The 18,356-nt window shown below is 42.7% G+C and carries 8 protein-coding genes; 2 read left to right on the top strand and 6 right to left on the bottom strand.

Annotated elements, in window-relative coordinates; translation table 11 throughout:
• Window positions 1-43: 43 nt before the first annotated feature.
• Complete coding sequence (locus ACKU41_RS03885) at window positions 44-1,102, top strand: YeiH family protein (RefSeq protein WP_319779883.1); 1,059 nt, start codon at window positions 44-46, stop codon at window positions 1,100-1,102.
• A 244-nt stretch (window positions 1,103-1,346) separates the two neighbouring features.
• Here ACKU41_RS03885 and ACKU41_RS03880 read toward each other — a convergent pair whose 3' ends face one another.
• From ACKU41_RS03880 to ACKU41_RS03860, 5 genes are all read right to left on the bottom strand, one after another.
• Complete coding sequence (locus tag ACKU41_RS03880; RefSeq protein WP_321404247.1) at window positions 1,347-3,491, bottom strand: methyl-accepting chemotaxis protein; 2,145 nt, start codon at window positions 3,489-3,491, stop codon at window positions 1,347-1,349.
• A gap of 693 nt (window positions 3,492-4,184) precedes the next feature.
• Window positions 4,185-5,597, bottom strand: a complete 1,413-nt coding sequence (gene gltA / locus ACKU41_RS03875; RefSeq protein WP_321404246.1) for an NADPH-dependent glutamate synthase — start codon at window positions 5,595-5,597, stop codon at window positions 4,185-4,187.
• Window positions 5,590-6,426, bottom strand: coding sequence for a sulfide/dihydroorotate dehydrogenase-like FAD/NAD-binding protein (locus ACKU41_RS03870; protein WP_319779878.1), 837 nt, complete (start codon window positions 6,424-6,426; stop codon window positions 5,590-5,592). Before ACKU41_RS03870 ends, gltA begins: the two co-directional genes overlap by 8 nt.
• Before the next feature lie 195 nt (window positions 6,427-6,621).
• Entirely contained in the window at window positions 6,622-8,097 is a 1,476-nt protein-coding gene (locus tag ACKU41_RS03865) for an aldehyde dehydrogenase family protein (protein ID WP_321404244.1), read from the bottom strand.
• Window positions 8,098-8,514: 417 nt separating this feature from the next.
• Complete coding sequence (locus ACKU41_RS03860) at window positions 8,515-10,536, bottom strand: sigma-54-dependent Fis family transcriptional regulator (RefSeq protein WP_321404243.1); 2,022 nt, start codon at window positions 10,534-10,536, stop codon at window positions 8,515-8,517.
• Window positions 10,537-11,309: 773 nt separating this feature from the next.
• Between ACKU41_RS03860 and ACKU41_RS03855 the strand changes: the two genes are divergently transcribed.
• Window positions 11,310-13,442: an EAL domain-containing protein gene (locus ACKU41_RS03855; RefSeq protein WP_319779875.1), complete on the top strand. Its 2,133-nt coding sequence runs from the start codon at window positions 11,310-11,312 to the stop codon at window positions 13,440-13,442.
• A 79-nt stretch (window positions 13,443-13,521) separates the two neighbouring features.
• On the opposite strand, the gene ACKU41_RS03850 is transcribed toward ACKU41_RS03855, so the two are convergent.
• Window positions 13,522-18,348: a PAS domain S-box protein gene (locus tag ACKU41_RS03850; protein WP_321404241.1), complete on the bottom strand. Its 4,827-nt coding sequence runs from the start codon at window positions 18,346-18,348 to the stop codon at window positions 13,522-13,524.
• Window positions 18,349-18,356 lie beyond the last annotated feature (8 nt).

Here is an 18,356-nt window from a genome sequence, read left to right as displayed (position 1 = left end):
TTAAGAATAAGTCTGAATAACAAAAACAAACGAGGAGTGACTAATGATTCAAAAAATTATTTCGCCTGACTTTTATTCAACAAAAGCTTTCAATGGAATTCTTTTTGTAGCTCTTTTTGCATCTGCGGCTTCACAAATTTCTTCTCTGCACATGATTCGTTCGATCAACATCAGTCCCTTAATTGTAGGTATCGTTCTGGGGATGCTATATGGAAACACACTGCGCCAGAATCTGCCAGAACAATGGGTTTCTGGAATTTTATTTTCTTCCGGGCGTCTGCTTAGAGCTGCTGTTGTTTTATATGGTTTCCGCCTAACTCTTCAAGATATTACATCTGTTGGCCTATCCGGGATCATGGCAGATGTTTTTATTGTAAGCAGTACTTTCATTGGCGGAACAGTTTTAGGCACTAAAGTGCTCAAAATGCCCAGAAGGCTGGCAATGCTTACTGCTGCGGGGAGTTCTGTTTGCGGGGCCGCGGCAATTCTTGGAACTGAACCGGTTGTACGTGCTAAAGCACATGAAAGCAGTATCGCGGTTGGAACTGTGGTGGTTTACGGAACAATCGCCATGCTCCTTTATCCATTATTATATAAAAGCGGACTGCTGAATTTAACGGAACAATCATATGGCATCTGGGTAGGATCAACAATGCACGAGGTAGCTCATGCTGTTGCGGCAGGAAACGCAATTTCCCCGGAAGCGGGTAATGTTGCTGTCATAGTTAAAATGCTGCGTGTGGTACTTCTTGCTCCATTACTTATTGCAGTTGGATTGTGGCTTGCCAAATTCCCTGAAAAAAATGCTGAGACAGAAGAGACCTCCTCAAAAAGAAAAGGCTTCCCTGTTTTTGCACTGCTTTTCGTTTTATGCGTATTCATAAATTCACTGGGAATCATTCCAGAAAACGTTGTACACTTCATAAATTCATCCGACATTTTCCTGCTGACAATGGCTATGTGTGCTCTTGGTATGGAGACCAATCTCGAGAAAGCTAAAGTTGTTGGTCCAAAGCCATTTATTTTAGCCGGGATTTTGGCAATCTGGCTTATGGGTGCCGGATTACTCGTAGCTAAGTATATGCCTGGTTTATGTTCATAGAATGCTGTTACGAGTTAAATACCTAGCTGACTGTAATCATTGATCTCGTTAAAATATTCAAGGTTTCAGTGGCTGTTTCTCTGAACCTGCATGAACGATACATCAACCCACCGAAAGGACTTGGAGGGGAAGGGCAGAGTTTTTGTGATTATAAATTAAATGGTTAACCCTTTTTCAGGGTTAACCATTTTTTTGCGGAATTGCAGTGTTTATGTCCGGTTATGGCATACTGTTAAGTTGCCGATTACATTTTGAGGTCTTCAACAATTTTTTGCATTTCAGAAATCTGTTCAGCTAGTGCTCCAAGGGCTAAGGAAAATTCGTTGGCCCCGGCAGCTGTTTCAGTTGTGATTCGACTTATTTCTTCTACCGAACTACTGATTTCTTCAGAGGTTGCAGATTGCTGTTCCGCTGCTGTAGCTATGCTTTGAATCTGTGAGGCACTCGCCTCAGCTCCGTCTACAATTTCCTTTAACACGCCGCCCGAGCTTTCTGAGTATTGGTTGGCTTCACCTATGCGTTTATATACCATTTCCATGGACTTGATATTGTCTACAGCAACGCGCTGAATAGCACCTATAGATTGTGATACTTCTCCGGTTGCGGTCATGGTCTTTTCTGCCAGTTTTCTAACTTCATCGGCAACAACTGCAAAGCCACGCCCGGCCTCACCTGCGCGGGCAGCTTCAATGGCTGCATTCAGTGCCAGTAGGTTGGTTTGGTCAGCGATATCAGTGATTACGCCGATGATTGTTTCAGTCCCCTTTGCCTGCTTATCCAATTCTTCCATGTTACCCTTAAGATTGTTCACTTCGGAAACAGTGTAGTCCAGTGAAAGCCTTGATTTACTGACAATCTCGGCTCCGTCTTTGGCTTTATGTTGCGCTTCTGTGCTGGATTTTGCAGCATCTCCTGCATTGCGTGCGATTTCAAGTACAGTGGCATTCATTTCTTCCATGGCAGTGGCGGTGGTTGATATACGTTCACTTTGTATTTCAGTTCCCTTGAGGAGTTGAGCTGATTGTACAGACATTTGTTCAGAAGCTGAGACTACATGGTGAAGGACCTGCTCTACTCGGTTTGCTGCATGATGAAGACCTTCAGCGCGAGAAGTATCTGCTTTTGCCCTTGCTTTTTCCGCTTCTTTAGTTGCTTCCTGGGCTCGGGTGGACTCTTCCCTGGCTTTATCGGTTTCTTCTTTTGCTTTTGTGATATTAATTTTCAGTTCACTAACCATTGAGCGAAGAGAGTCTGCCATTCTTCCGATCTCATCCCGTTGATGAATGTCAAGTTCAGCATCGTGGTTTCCTTCAGCAACTTTGTTGGTGTAATCGGCTGTCTTGAGAATAGGTTTGCTTATAACTCCTGCCAGTACAAAAAGAACGCAGAGCAAAATCAAAATGGCTATCACTCCGACAATCGCACTGTTGAAGGCAATAGTATTAGCCTGAGCTTTAACTTTATCCATTGGGATAACAAGTGCTACAGACCATGGGAAAACGGTTTTGCCTACAACAACCGGTGCAAAGGTAATGTATTCCATCTTTCCGGTGATTGGTGATTTTCCTGTATACGAATAATGTTGCCCTCTCTTGATAGCTCTTAGAATATTGTCCTTGTGTTTTCCATCCATTACGTCTGAGAGGTTCTTAGCCTGTATATCTTTTTCTGGATGGGCCACAATATTACCCTTATTGGTGACCAGAAAGGCATAACCGGTTTCAAAAGGCTTAATGTCGCGAATTGTTTTCTGCAAATCATCCAAATAAAAATCAAAGCCGATTACGCCGATATTTTCGCCGTTTCTCGTTATTGGATATCCAGTGGAGCAGAACCATGACTTTTTACCTCCCGTTTTCCATGCATAAGGTTCGGTGATTGTCTCATCGTTGCCGGACATTGGAGTTGTGAACCATGAAACTTTGCTCATGTCTGGATCACCGGCATAATCTCCGACAATGCTTGCCCCGTCTCGGTAGTACCATTGACGGTATGCTCCTTTGTATTTGGCGCGGTACTCATCTTCTTTATTGTCAAATGTGGTTTTAGATGGAAAGACACACCATGAACCTGCCAGTACCGGATGACGTTTCAATACGTTTAGTCGAACAGCGTCTAAAAGTTCACGCTCTGGAATGCTGCTGTAGTTTGCAGCTTCCTGATATAGGGAAGCAACTGTTCTGGTTGCAGTTAGAGCTTTACTCAAGGTCTTGGATATTTCATTCCCAAATCCTTTCGCTTGGGTTTCAGCGGCCGAAGTTGCTTGTTCAACAGCCATGGTTTTGGCTTGTTCGGTCATTACTATGGTGCTAGCTGCAAGAATTAAAACAACAAAGCTGAATATTGGTATAATGATTTTAGTCTTTAAGCTCCAATCTTTGAATTTCATGTCTAGTCCTTTTGAACGTTGTTAGTCTGATTTGCGCAATTATTGTACTGGTAGCAAAATGTTAACAAAATACTTGCTATGAACTTTTACATTTAGGTTAATGGTACTATATTTTGTGTAACGACGTTGCCTGTAATTATTGGCTCTTATGCGGTGAATATTTCCAGAGAGGGGCTGATCCACAGAATCACCAAAAATCAATCCACCCCATTGACTTAATCAAACCAATCAGGATGACCTTATAGTCAGTTCTGTCATTAGGTGGAGATACATGAATTCTGCTTAAAAAATCATCAAGCGAGTTCCGTCTACTGGTAAATAGTTCACAGTGGGGCGCATCAAACCTCCTGTACTTAATCACTTTTCAAACGTCGGTGGCTGTAGTTAGTTCGACAAATTTATCATTATGTACTCTTTTTATCAATTGTCTATAGAATGAAAATCAGGCTGCCACCATCTTTCTGTCGCCATACAACCTGATCCACAGAATCACTTAAATAATCAACCCACCCCAGTGACCAAATCAAACCAATCAGGATAACCTTCAATTTATTTTGAATCGGATTTCGTGTTTGCTGGAATTTTTAGGGGTGAATGATATTCATGGTGTGTCCTGTCATGAAAAAGCCAGACTGCAAAGAGTCTGGCTGGAATAAAGAACATTAATATGGAGTGATTACAGTGTTGGCTGTTTTACACTCCCAGACGTTCGGCAATTGTTTTTGCTGCCCTGCGACCTGCACCCATGGCGGATATTACTGTTGCTGAACCGGATACAATGTCTCCTCCTGCAAAAACATTTGGAATAGATGTCTCGCCGGTTTCCGAATCAGCTTCAATATAGCCCCATTTGTTCAAGTCTAGTCCGGGAGTAGCTTCAAGCAGCACCGGATTAGCTCCGGTTCCAACGGCCATGATAACCATATCCACCTCAAGTTCCTCGGTTATCCCTTTTGCCGGTACGGGCCTGCGCCGACCGGAGTCGTCCGGTTCACCGAGTTCCATCACCTGCAGAGTCATGGATTTTACATGCGAATTTTCATCTCCATTTATGGAGATAGGCGAGGTCAGCAGGTTCAGCTTAACACCTTCTTCAATTGCATGGTGCAGCTCTTCCTGACGTGCCGGCATTTCTTCCTTGGTACGGCGGTAGGTTATGTACACGTTTTCAGCCCCCAGCCTCAGGGCTGTGCGTGCTGCGTCCATGGCGACGTTTCCGCCACCGACAACAGCTACATTGCGAGGTCTGGGAGCAGGTGTGTCGTGGTCCGGGAAACTGTATGCCCGGCCCAGATTGACTCGAGTGAGATATTCGTTCGATGAATATACCCCTACAAGATTTTCTCCCGGAATATTGAGAAATTTAGGAAGTCCTGCGCCTACGCCTATAAATACCGCATTGAATCCTTCCTCCATGAGGTCCTGAATGGTGACTGTTTTGCCGCCAACCCAATTCGGAAGAAATTTGACTCCCTTGCTCCACAATGCCCCGACTTCTCGTGCCACTATCGACTTGGGCAGTCTGAATTCAGGAATTCCGTAGATAAGAACGCCTCCCACTTCGTGAAGGGCTTCATAAACGGTGACAGGGACGCCTCTGGCAGCCATGTAGCCGGCAACCGTAAGGCTGGAAGGCCCAGAGCCTATGCAGGCAACTTTGAGATGCTCGTTGGGCATGCTGCAGGCAGTGTCTCCGGTTATGATTTCACATGCTGAGTCACTGTCAAAAGTATCGGCAACGTACCTTTCCAGTCGACCTATTGCTACAGGTTCATGTTTTTTGCCCAGTATGCACGAACCTTCACACTGGGTTTCCTGCGGACAGACTCGTCCACAGACTGCGGGAAGGGCGTTGGTTTGCTTGATTACCTTATATGCCGAGGGAACATCTCCGGCTGCAAGATGGCCGATAAACCCTTTGATATCAATTTCAACGGGACAGCCTTTGCGGCAGGGAGGTTCCTTGCACTGCAGGCATCGGGATGCTTCGGTTATCGCCTGGTCTCGAGTGTATCCGCAGGCTACTTCCATGAAGTTGTTTTTGCGCACATCTGCCGGTTGTTCAGACATCGGAGTGCGGATAGGGTTAAATTTTTTTCTAGCCATGTTCCCTCCTGAACAAATCCATTGATTGCTTTTCCTGATTTCTGTACTGGGCAAGGCGCATCCTGAGTTCGTTGAAATCAACCTTGTGCCCGTCAAATTCCGGCCCATCCACACAGGCGAATCTGGTTTCGCCTTCGATGTTGCAACGGCATGCGCCGCACATACCGACTCCGTCGACCATAATTGAGTTCAGGCTTACAACCGTACGAACTCCGAATGGCTTTGTTACACCGGCTACAGCCTCCATCATGGGAACAGGTCCGACTGCTACAACTTCAGCAACGTTCTTATCTTTTTCCAGACGTTCCCGCAGAACATCCGTGACAAATCCCTTGCGTCCGCTGCTTCCGTCATCTGTAGCGATGATCAGTTCGGGACAGAAACCGCTAAGTTCATCGCAAAATAGAAGCATATCTTTGCTCCTTGCCCCTACTATAGCGACAACATGGTTGCCGGCCATATGGTGTCCTTTAGCAATGTGATGCATTGCGGCAATTCCCGTTCCTCCGCCTACGCAGACAACGGTACCGCATTTTTCTATATGGGTGGCTTTGCCAAGTGGTCCGCAAAGATCGAGGATCGAATCTCCTTCGTTAAGGGTTTCAAGCAGAGCCGAGCTTTTACCGACTACAAGGTAGACGATGGTTATGGTTCCGGCCTGAGGATCCGTATCCGCTATGGTCAGGGGAATGCGTTCCCCGTTTTGGGATACGCGTAGAATTATGAAATTTCCCGGCTTGGCTTTTCGGGCTATCTGGGGAGCGTCGATAATCAGCATACTTGTCTGCCCAGGAATCAGCGCTCTTTTTTTAATAATGGTGTTATTCATCATATACCGCCTGATTGGTGAGAGTCCAAAGAACAGGCCTCCAGTCTGCATCTGGAGGCCTGATGGGTTTGTGAAGGCCCGCGGTATACCGTCCTGTTCGGGATGGTCTTGCCTCTCAGGTTTTCACCGCGGACTTTCACTCCGAGCATAATAAAACAGCAGTTCAGGTTTTTCCCAGCATGTTATGCTGAAATGTTAGTACAAGCCGTAGGCTCCTTCATCCATGCTCAGGAATATGTTTTTAGTCTGGCTATAGTGGGCCAGCATCATTTTATGAGTTTCACGGCCTATGCCGGATTTTTTGTATCCGCCGAATGGGCTGTGTGCCGGAAGCTGGTTATAGGTGTTAATCCACATGCGTCCGGTTTCGACATTGCGTGCCACCCTCATGGCGCAGTTGATATCCTTGCTCCAGACCGCCCCTCCGAGACCGAATTCGCTGTCGTTGGCCATGGCAATTACTTCATCTTCATCTTTGAATTTGATGACGCAGACAACCGGGCCGAATATTTCCTGTTGGGCAATTTCCATGGAGTTATTCACATCGGCGAAAATAGTCGGACACAGGAAGCTGCCTTTGCCCAGTTCTCCATCAGTGATTTTTGTGCCTCCGGTAACCAGCTTGGCGCCTTCTTTTTTGCCTGTTTCCACACATTCCATGACCTGTTTGAGCTGATTTTCACTGATAATACTGCCCATCATGGTGTCTTCTTCCCAAGGGAGACCGACTTTAACGTTTTCGAATTTTTCAGTTATGGCTGCTAGGAAGCGGTCATAAATATCTTCATGGACGAAGATTCTGGAACCGGCGCAACAGACCTGGCCCTGATTGAAAAGAATGCCCAGCAAGGCTCCTTCCACAGCCTTCTCCCAAGGGCAGTCAGGGAAATAAATGTTGGCCGACTTGCCACCAAGTTCAAGGGTTGCCGGGATAAGTTTCTTTGCCGCTGCGTCTGCGATCATGTAGCCGATGTCGGTGGATCCTGTGAAAGCAAGTTTGCTGAAGCCTTCGTGCTCCAGAATGTAGTTTCCGGTAGTGGAACCTCCGCCGGTGATAACGTTTACGACTCCCGGAGGCAGGACTCTGTCGAGTATTTTCGCAAATTCAAGCATACTAAGGGAGGTTTCAGAGGAGGGCTTGATTACTACGGTATTTCCTGCGGCAAGAGCCGGGGCTATTTTCCATGCTGCCATGAGGAATGGAAAGTTCCAGGGGATGATCTGTCCTACAACGCCGATAGGTTCGTTGAGGATAATGCTCATAGTATCCTTGTCGATCATTACCGCAGAACCTTCTTCGGTTCGGATGGCGCTTGCGAAATATCTGAAATGATCTGCAGCGAGGGGAACATCGATGTTTCTTGTTTCCCGGATGGGCTTGCCGTTATCCAGTGTTTCCACCATGGCCAGTTTTTCGGTTTCTTCATCTATGAGATCGGCAATCTTGAGAAGAACTGCTGCCCTGTCCTGTGGCGACACATCTTTCCATGTTTTGAAAGCCTCCTGGGCAGCAGCCACGGCCATATCGACATCTTCTTTGCTTGCATTGGCGCATGTTGCCAACTCTTCCCCGTTGGCAGGGCAATACGCTTTGAATGTTTTACCGTCCTTACTATCCACCCATTTGCCGTCTACATACAGTTTGTAATTCTTATCAATTGGCTTCTGCATTAACGTTCCTCCGAAATGGTTAAGTAATTAATTGGTACTGCAGTCAAACCGGCCGGTTTAATTATGTCAAAACAGACAGCAATAATGATGCCGCAAAATTTAAAATGGAAAATTTTGGCTTAAACACTGAATTAAAACAATTGTACCGATTTTAGTGCCTGTCCCTTGTGTTTTATTTAAAGTTACACTTTGTGACAGGTGTTACATTTTATGGAGCACATGACAGTTGTGTTCCATTTCTGTTGTTCTGCATTAATTTGCGGGAACTCGAATAGTCGTTCTCAAGGAGTTTTAAGTGCGGTAGATTATAGGGCAGGGGAAAGGCGTCCTTAACTTTTACCATGAAGGTGTGGCAAGGAGGGCTCTAGGCAGCTAGGGGCTTTATTGTGGCAGCCAATGTATAGTCAGGAAGATGGTTTAACTGAAAAGTTGTTCTTTAGTTATATTATAGAAATTCATCTTACGGTATACCGTGTTGCGTGAAAGATTCATTTCTCTGGCAACCTTGCTTACATTGCCTCGGTGTGCAGTCAGAAGCTGGATGATCAGTTCTTTTTCAATGATAAGGTCCGACATTTCCTTTTTTTTGTTGTCGCGGTCGGGAATGGGGTAAAATGGCGAGGAGCAGACTGCAGGTCCTTTTTGTTTAGCGGCAATTCTTTCGGGCAGATGTTCTATTCCCAGATTTATTGCCTCCAGATCGGAGCTGAGCATTTTTTCAACAACATTTTCCAGCTCTCGGACATTGCCGGGCCAGTCATGCCGTTGCAGATGCTGCATCAATTTTTCAGATACAAATCCGATGCAACGGTCCTGCCTTTTGCAGATCTTGTCTAGTAGATGATTGAAAAGGTCCCGCAGGTCGTTGCTGCGTTCCCGCAAGGGAGGAATACGGACCTGGATAACATTCAGTCTATAGTAGAGGTCCGCCCGGAAATTGCCATTCTGGACCTCCTCCATGAGATTCCTGTTTGTGGCGCAGACAATTCTGGCACTAACGGGAATAACGTGGTCTCCGCCTATCCTGTTTATTTTTTTATCCTGAAGCACGCGCAGAAGCATGGCCTGCTGGTCCAGAGGCATGTCGCCGATTTCATCAAGGAACAGGGTTCCACCGTCAGCCATTTCGAATTTTCCGGGTCTTCCTCCCTTTCTGGCCCCGGTGAAAGCTCCGTCCGTGTAGCCGAATAGTTCACTGGCGATCAGTTCCCGTGGAAAAGCTGCACAGTTCATTGCTATGAAAGGGCCATTGCGGCGTGGGCTGTGGTTATGGATGGATTGGGCGAAAAGTTCTTTCCCGGTACCGCTCTCGCCGGAAATCAATATGTTGCTGGAACTCGGTGCAGCTCCTTTGGCCGTTTTTATTGCTTTTTGTATCTCATGGCTTGATCCGATTATATCGGAAAAATTGAAGGACGCCTGAGCGCCGGTGAAACGGTTAACAAGTTTTTTTACATTGTTTATCTGATTTAAAAAGATAACCGAGCCATCCGTTTTGCCTGTTTCATCTTTAAGTGGGGTGCCGGTTGCCAGACAATGGAAGGATCCTTTTTGGGTCTCGAGCATGACTTCAACATCTGAATATCCCGTTCCTCTGTTCAGGTCCTGCCACATGCCGGGATTGCTGTTTAATATTTTCTTAATCGATAGACCTTCTATGTCATCGCCCAGAATTTTTTTACCGGATTTGTTTATCTGGCATACTATTCCTTCCTTGTTTGTTATCAACGCTCCGTCCGACATAGTGTGGAAAATTTTGTTCAAGCTGTGGTTAAGCCTGTTAAGTTCTCTGTTTTTTCGTTTAATCCTGATTTGGTCACGTATGGCTTCCACTGCGGCAACAACCATTCCGAGAGTGTGCAGGTGGACTTCGTCCGAGGGGCCGGAAACCTGCAGCACGCCTATAATTGTGCCGTCATCGCTAATTATGGGAGCTGCGGAGCAGGTCCAGTGGTGAAGGTTTGCGCAATAATGCTCTTTGCCGGATATTTGTATAGGGACCTTCAATTTTAGTGCCGTGCCTATCCCGTTTGTACCGACTTCTTCTTCCTGCCAGTTGGTTCCTGTTACGAGATTGACTTTCGATGCACTGTCTCTCACTTCATAGTCGCCTATGTTCTCAAGTATTACACCTGTCTCATCTGATAAAAATACTATCAGTCTTGATCCTGCGGTGAATTCATAGAGCTTATCCATGAAAGGTCTTGCTATATCGAGCAGTTCGGAGTGGCGCTTTTTTAACTCTGCAACCTTCTTTGGGTTCAGGATATGTGTGCAGCCTTTGCTGTAAGGGTCTACTCTTGCCCTGTAGCACCTCGTCCATGATTGGGATATTTCGGTTCTGCCCCTGAAACTATCCAGATTCCCAGTATGAATGAATTGCTCCCATGCTTCTTTTAACGCAGAGCCTGACGGTTCAAATTTTCTCTCAGGATACATATTAATATGCCTCCTCTTGAAAACAACATACTGTTTTCCAGAACTTGAGTTCCTTACAAATACGATTATGAAACCGTCCTTTCATAACTTATGCTTCCGTTTTAAAATTCAGAGATTATGTGTACGCTCTATTTGTCTAATGGTTTTGTATCGGTCATGTTAATACTGAGCTGGTGTTTATTAATAAATGTGCATATCTGCTGAATTGTACACTATGGATAGTCGTCTGCTAATATTCATGTCTTGTGTAAGCATGATGCTTAATAATTGTGTAAAACTTAAAATGTAACGTTGTTATTTTGTATGCCACAAAACTGTACATAAAAAAAGTATCATAACCATATAAAAATATTTATTATTAAAAAAAATAGTATTACTGCTTTGTGTTGGTGTCTAAAAAAATGTTTGTTTGAAAAAAATATAATTCTACCTAGAAGCCTGTTTCTTTATTGGAAAAATTGGCCTTTACAGAAGCGTTCTGCGGAAATGGTCAGGGCCGGGGCAGGTTAGTGTTAATTCTACCCATTGGCTTCCCCCTGAGTTTAAGCAGGGGGCCAGCTAAGTTGAAAAGCACGCCTCAAATCAAACTGACCGGCGTGCCTCCTGTTGCATCTGCCTCATCAATAGACTCTTTACCAATTTATCATAAATTTTGAGCCGCTTTTTATGCTCTTGACATAGACCTTAATCAAAAGACATAGTTTTTAAAAAGACACTCCCAAAAAGCAAAAAACAACGCAAAAAAACAACTCTTAATTATACACTTGACTACAATGAAATCCCATAAATCTCCAAATACAAATCTATTATTTCACGAAGATTGTATATCATTCAAAGACTTTATCGAGAACACCGATGACCTTTTCACACAAGTCGATACAGACGGTAAATTCTTATACCTCAGTCCTTCATCTGTAAAATACTATGGACTAAAGCCTGAAGAATGCATCGGACTCTCCGCATTTGATTTTATACACCCTGACGATAAAGAAAAAACTGCTATAGCTTTTAACAACTGGTTGAAAGATTCAAGTAGCAGTTTTTCATATACCAATCGACAAATCCATAAAAACGGCAATTTCTGCTACATGCTCTGGACTATAACCGCTGTCAAAGACAATAAAAATAATATAAAATGGTTTAACAGCATCGCCAGAGATATTACTGTTCAAAAAGAAACTGAGCTAGAACTTATAGAAGCTAAAGATAAATTAAAATTAATAGTTGAGCAAAAAACTGAGCAGCTGAATCTTGCTACAGAAGTATTCAAGCATTCATCAGAAGGAGTTACAATAACAAACAGTAATAATAAAATATTATTTACCAATGAAGCATTTACTCATATTACAGGATACTCGCATGAAGAAGTTGTCGGTAAAAATCCAAACTTACTGAAATCAAATCGGCATGATCCTTCCTTCTACCACTCAATATGGCGGTCACTAAAATTGAATGGAACTTGGGAAGGAGAAATCTGGAACAGACGGAAAAGTGGCGAAGTATTCCCTGAATGGATTTCAATTAAAACCATACCGGACTCAGAAGGGAATATAATTAATTATATAGCTGTATTTCGTGATATTTCTGATGCAAAAGCAAAGCAAAAAAAAATAAGACACCAAGCATATCATGATGCACTTACGGGCCTCCCAAACAGAACATTATTAATGGACCGCATACGCAAGGCAATCAAATCATTTAAAAAGAATGGAAAATGGATTGCCTTGCTATTTATTGATTTAGACAACTTTAAAAACATCAATGATTCACTTGGCTACGTCATTGGCGATGCTGTCCTGCAAGAAGTGGCAACCAGACTTAAAAATTTTATTAATGAAAGAGATACTGTTTCTCGTCTTGGTGGAGATGAGTTTGTTATCATGCTCAGAGATATAGAGAACAAGCATGATGCTGCGGTTATGGCAGACAAAATTATCAACTTGTTTTCAAATATTTTTACAGTTCAATCACATCAATTTATCATCACTCCTTCTATCGGGATTGCTCTTTACCCGGATGATGGCAATTCGCCTATTTCCTTAGTCAGAAATGCCGATACAGCCATGAATAAAGCTAAACAAGAGGGAAGAAACAGATATCATCTTTTTACCCCCGGATTGACCGAATCAGCGCTACGCAGGATATCTTTGGAAAACAAACTCAGGAAAGCCGCTAACGATAACAGCTTTACTGTTTTTTACCAACCAAAGGTGGACCTTATGAGTGGTAAAGTTGTCGGCATGGAAGCTCTGGTACGATGGATTGAGCCCGATGGTAACATCATATCTCCAGCACAATTCATCCCATTAGCTGAAGAGACCGGCCTGATAGTACCTATTGGCGAGCAAGTACTTGAAGCTGCTTGTTTGGATACCGTAGAGTTGAATAAACGATTTGGCACAAACCTTAAAGTGTCTGTGAACTTATCTCTAGGACAATTCAAACAAAAAAATCTTTCTAAAAATATCATGGACATAGTTACCATGACTGAAATTAAGCCTAATTGCCTTGAATTGGAAATAACCGAGTCAACTGTGATGGATAATATTGCGCAAACACAAAAAATATTAAATAAATTAAATGAGTTGGGTATAACATTTTCAATCGATGACTTCGGGACTGGGTATTCCTCATTATCGCATCTTAAAAATTTACCTATGCATACCCTAAAAATAGACCAGTCATTTGTTTCAGGATTACCAACAAACAAATCAGACGCAAAAATTGTAAGGGCGATTATCTCACTGGCTAAAAGTTTCGATCTTTCAACTGTCGCAGAAGGAATTGAAACGATAGAGCAGCTTAATTTCATGAAAGAAATTGGGTGTGAGATTATGCAAGGATATTATTTCAGTCCACCAGTACCTATCGAAAGATTCTCCGCCATTCTCGAATCTTCCTCTTAACCTCTTCTGTTTAAATAAATAAAAAGCATACACTCTGTAACGTTACATCAAATGGTTAACATTCACTCAATTTTAAAATCTATAGAGATATTCGGTTCATAACTTCCAGCGCTTCATCAAAATCATAATTATTTACGGCTTTTTGAATCAACTTCAATTTGTCAGTTACAGAACCCAAATTAGAAAACGATAAAAGCTCCTTTAGCACGTTAGCAGCTTCAGTATCTGAATCTTCCACAAACTTACGTAGTTTTTGCAACAGAAGCTTATACTCATCTTCTGCTGCAAATATTGTTGCAGATTCCGCAGTCTCACGATTAGCAAAGAAATCCTCCAGACCGTCAAGCACCGGATCAAGAGATTCGACAACTTTCTCAATTAAAAAATCAATTTCTGATTCTGGTAAATCATTAATGCAGGCTGATTCCAAATATTTTGCTGCGCCCTGAAGCTTAATGGCTCCAATATTTCCAGCCATACCCTTTAATGAATGAGCGCATCTGATAGCATCGACCGGGTCTCCCGAGGCCCTTGCGTCCAAAAACATGGACTTGAAATTTTTACATTCCTCTACAAAGACAGCCAATATATCTATATAAAGCTCCAAATCATTCTGTATTCTGCCCAGTGCAGCCTTTGCATCTATTTCCGGAATTTTGTTGAAATCACTCTTTACCGATATTTCGTTTGAACTTGTTAAAGTTGATTTCTTCTTACCAGAAAGCAGATCTGCCGAAACAGAAGGGGAAATCCATTTACTCAAGGTATAAAGCATCTCGTTAATATTAATTGGCTTCCCAATATGATCATTCATGCCAGCCTGCAAAGATCTTTCATAGTCATCGGCCATAACGTTAGCTGTCATGGCAATAATTGGAAGATGCTTATATTTTTCATTTTCACGAATCTTACGCGTAGCGGTGTAGCCATCCATTTCCGGCATTTGGCAATCCATTAACACACCATCATACGTATCAACTTCAAGCATTTCCAAACATTCTTTACCGTTAACAGCAAGATGCACATCTATGCCGTATTGGGAAAGAAGGTCAGTGGCTACAATCTGGTTTATTCTATTATCTTCAGCTAAAAGAATTTTGGTTCCCCTAAGCTTGGTGGCCGCCTCACGAATTACAGTGCGCCTTGACTTTGCCGACTTTGAAGACCTTTCATTATCACTTACAGCACCAACTACTGAATTCAATAAAACGGAAGGAATTACAGGCTTATTCAAATAATCAACTACGTTATCTATAACTTCGTCAACAGCGATAGATGCAGGCCCGCTATATGCAGAATCCATTACTATTTTTGGAATGGAAGAATTTTTTTTGTTTGTATTTAAAATCTGCGCAATCTCAACTCTGTCCTTACGAGGCAAACTCCAATCGAGAAGAATCAAATCAAATTTTACAGGCTCAATTTGTCCGGTCAGTATTGATGTTGTTGAAGCAACCGAATCAGCTTCTGCTGTAATAAATCCGAAATTCGAGAGTGCATTCACCAGTATTCTTCTTGAGGTTGAATTGTCGTCTACAACAAGAATATTTACTGCATCGATATCGGACATTTCTACCAATAAACTAGGGCAATCCTCTGCCTTTTCAAACTGGAGAGTAAAATGAAAAGTAGTTCCTTTATTCACTTCACTTTCAACCCAGATTTGTCCCCCCATACGATTTGTCAACTTTTTAGAAATGACCAACCCTAAACCTGTTCCACCGTATTTCCGGGTAGTAGAAGAGTCCACCTGACTGAATTCCTGAAACAATTTCTCCTGTTGCTCCCTGCTCATACCTATTCCGGTATCTTTTACCGAAAAAAGCAGGGTTAGCGCGTTATCATTCTGTTCAGTGCATTTTATACCGAGGACAACCTCTCCTTTCTCTGTAAATTTAAGAGCATTATTTACAAGGTTAAGCAGAATCTGTCCCAGCCGTAATGGATCTCCTATCAGACACATTGGCAAATTCGGTTCTATATCAAAAACCAACTCCAGACCTGATTCATGGGCCCTCAATCCCATGATGCTTACCAAATGCTCAAGTGTGTCTTCCAAGCGGAATTCAATACTTTCTATATCAATCTTTCCGGCTTCAATTTTGGAAAAATCCAATATCTCATTGATAATTCCCAATAAATTTTCAGCTGAACTACTTATTTTACTGACATACCCATGCTGCTTACGGTTAAGTTCCGTCTGTAAAGCCAAGTGTGAAAGCCCGATTATTGCATTCATGGGGGTGCGGATTTCATGTGACATATTAGCAAGAAATCGGGATTTTGCTTTAGTTGCTTCTTCTGCAACTTCTTTTGCTTCGGCCAATGCCTTTTCAGAGGACTTACGGAGAGTTACATCCTCGATAATTCCGTCGATAGAAATAGGGTGTCCCTCAGAATCCCACACAGAATGGGCAGAGATAGCAATCACACGTTCACTGCCGTCCGGGTGAATGTAGCTCAAATCAAATTGCTGTATGTCCAGCCGTTTTTTAAGCATGTCACTGATTATACCGGAAGCAGCATCAAGTTCACCGGACTTCCAATTAATTAGGGAAAGCCAATTTTTCCCGACAGTGCTATCTCTATCAAGCCCGAACACAGAAACAAAACCTTCACTGGCATATAACAATTTGCCGTCAAGGCTATGACTGAAAATAACAAACTGATCTCCAATGTTTTCAACCAGCTTCTGGTATTTTTCTTGACTGCTTTTTACCTTATTCTCCATTTTTTTACGTTCAGTTATATCAACCACCCAGCACAGAATCCCCCGTTCGCCATGAAAATCGAAATCGTAATAGGAAAGGAGGGCATCAATAACTTTTCCTTCCTGATTGACCAACCGGGTTTCAAAATCTTTAATGCATCCCTTTTCTTCCAGATCTTTGATCACCAATTCTCTAACTTCAGAGTCTACATAAATACGATTGGCAAGTTCACCAACAACCAACCCCATCCGGGTCATTGCCGGGTTGGCAAATCGAGTAATTCCATCAACAGAAATTCCCACCCCGATAGGGCTTGTATCAAGAATTAACTGCAATCGATCTTTTTCACCGGCAAGAGCTTCTTCCATTTGTTTACGATCAGTAACGTCACGGATTACAGCAACAAAAATGGTGTCCCCTTTCACTACAGCTGAATTAACTGCAATTTCCATGGGAAACTCGGATCCATCTTTACGCCTGGCAGGGACTTCAACCTGTTTGCCGACAACTTTTGCAATACCGGTCTCCAGATGCTTTTGAATATACATATCATGTTCTGTATTATAAGGATTAGGCATGAGCAGATTAATATTCTGCCCAATAATTTCATCCTCAGAATATCCAAACGTTTCCCGGGCTGCCGGACTGAATTCTGTAATTATACCTTTTGAATCAATTACTATAATCCCATTTTTTGCTGTATCAATAATTCCACGTAATCTGGCCGTGCGTTCAGCAACTGTCGCCTCAAGTTCATTCATGGTTTTTTCAAGTTGTTGCTGCGAATCTTCTATTTCAGTTATATCAACAAATGTTTCCAGCAATACCTGCTTGCCTTCTTTTTCGATAAGCGAAGCTGACTTCATAATCGGGAGCAACTGGCCATTCTTTTTGCGCAGATGTCGTTTAGACATATCTCGGAACTGCTTCAAATCCAGAACAGGGCAGTTGTTTTCAGAGGAAGGACAAATAAGGTTATGACAGATTTTTCCAAGGACTTCCTCAGCTTCAAAACCGCTAAGTTTCAAAGCGAAATCATTTATATGGAGAATCTTTCTGCTTTCGGCATCAACAAGAACGATTCCTGCTGAAATTGAATTGACAAGTTGATTCAAGTATTGTTCTTTTTTTGCGATCTTATCCGAATGCAAAACTATTTCATTTTGATACTCATCAATTGAATCAAGCATTAAATTTACATTTCTGCTCAGGCTATAAATCTCATCACTTCCCCCACTTTTGATTCTTTCCTTGGAATAACCGTTTTTACCAATTAAAGACACCTGCTCACTAAGGCTTTCAATACGTGTGAGAATTCTTCTATGGAGCAAAAAATATCCCAGCAGAGCAAAAGTCAAAAGCATTATGAAGACAGTCACATCATAAAAATGAGCTACAATGTTCCCATGCTCTGAAACTCGACGTGAAATGGAAGTCTTAAGGATTGCTACGGCCTTGTCTGTGATATCATGAAGATAAGTGACACCGATTGCTGTTTTGTCATCAGGGTAGACTATAACCCTCTTGTCGGGAGAGGCTTGCAACTTAGAGATCAGCTTTGAATTAGAATCAATCGGCTGAATAACAACGGGAAAACCCAATAGATCGGATAAATTTTCAAGTAATTCGGGCGAAATTCTGCGAACCATAAACATGGACCCTACGGATTCTCCCGTCCCGTCACTCGCCAAAATAGACCGTTTAGCAATCATGGCAAGATTACCTTCACTAAGGCTGATAATTCCACCCCACCCGGCCAAACTTCCATAAATTCTGGGCAGAATTTCTTCGCTACGCTTGATGATCAACTTATTCAGCGCGGAATCTTCTTCACCTTGTTGATTATATGAACTTGCAAAAACAACTTCATTGTCATTATTTTTAATAATTATGGAGGTGAGTGACTGGTCATCAAAAGTCTCAGCCTGCAGGTTTGACTCAATATAGCCAGTGTTTACGTCTTTAACGAATTGATACGTATCATCCCATGACGACCAGTCCACAAGAAGGGTATTAAGATTAACCAGTTCACTCTGAAGCACTTTTTTAGCAGAGCTTAGGCTGGAATATACTTTTTCATTTTCGAGTTCCTGAAACCCTTTCTGTACAATTTGTTTTGAAGCTAGATACTGAGCTGCCGCAAAAAGTATAGTCATAGCCGCTATACTCAATATGGCAAGATAACGGAGTTTCAAGTTCCCTC

Origin of the sequence: Maridesulfovibrio sp. (assembly GCF_963678865.1) — a bacterium.
Taxonomy (GTDB): Bacteria; Desulfobacterota; Desulfovibrionia; order Desulfovibrionales; family Desulfovibrionaceae; genus Maridesulfovibrio.
This window is presented reverse-complemented; position numbering and strand designations above follow the sequence as displayed.

What these genes read in the sequence shown, in the direction of transcription:
- gltA (WP_321404246.1), bottom strand. Translation starts at nt 5,597, where the DNA reads ATGGCTAGAAAAAAATTTAACCCTATCCGCACTCCGATGTCTGAACAA.
- ACKU41_RS03870 (WP_319779878.1), bottom strand. Translation starts at nt 6,426, where the DNA reads ATGAATAACACCATTATTAAAAAAAGAGCGCTGATTCCTGGGCAGACA.
- ACKU41_RS03885 (WP_319779883.1), top strand. Translation starts at nt 44, where the DNA reads ATGATTCAAAAAATTATTTCGCCTGACTTTTATTCAACAAAAGCTTTC.
- ACKU41_RS03880 (WP_321404247.1), bottom strand. Translation starts at nt 3,491, where the DNA reads ATGAAATTCAAAGATTGGAGCTTAAAGACTAAAATCATTATACCAATA.
- ACKU41_RS03855 (WP_319779875.1), top strand. Translation starts at nt 11,310, where the DNA reads ATGAAATCCCATAAATCTCCAAATACAAATCTATTATTTCACGAAGAT.
- ACKU41_RS03865 (WP_321404244.1), bottom strand. Translation starts at nt 8,097, where the DNA reads ATGCAGAAGCCAATTGATAAGAATTACAAACTGTATGTAGACGGCAAA.
- ACKU41_RS03860 (WP_321404243.1), bottom strand. Translation starts at nt 10,536, where the DNA reads ATGTATCCTGAGAGAAAATTTGAACCGTCAGGCTCTGCGTTAAAAGAA.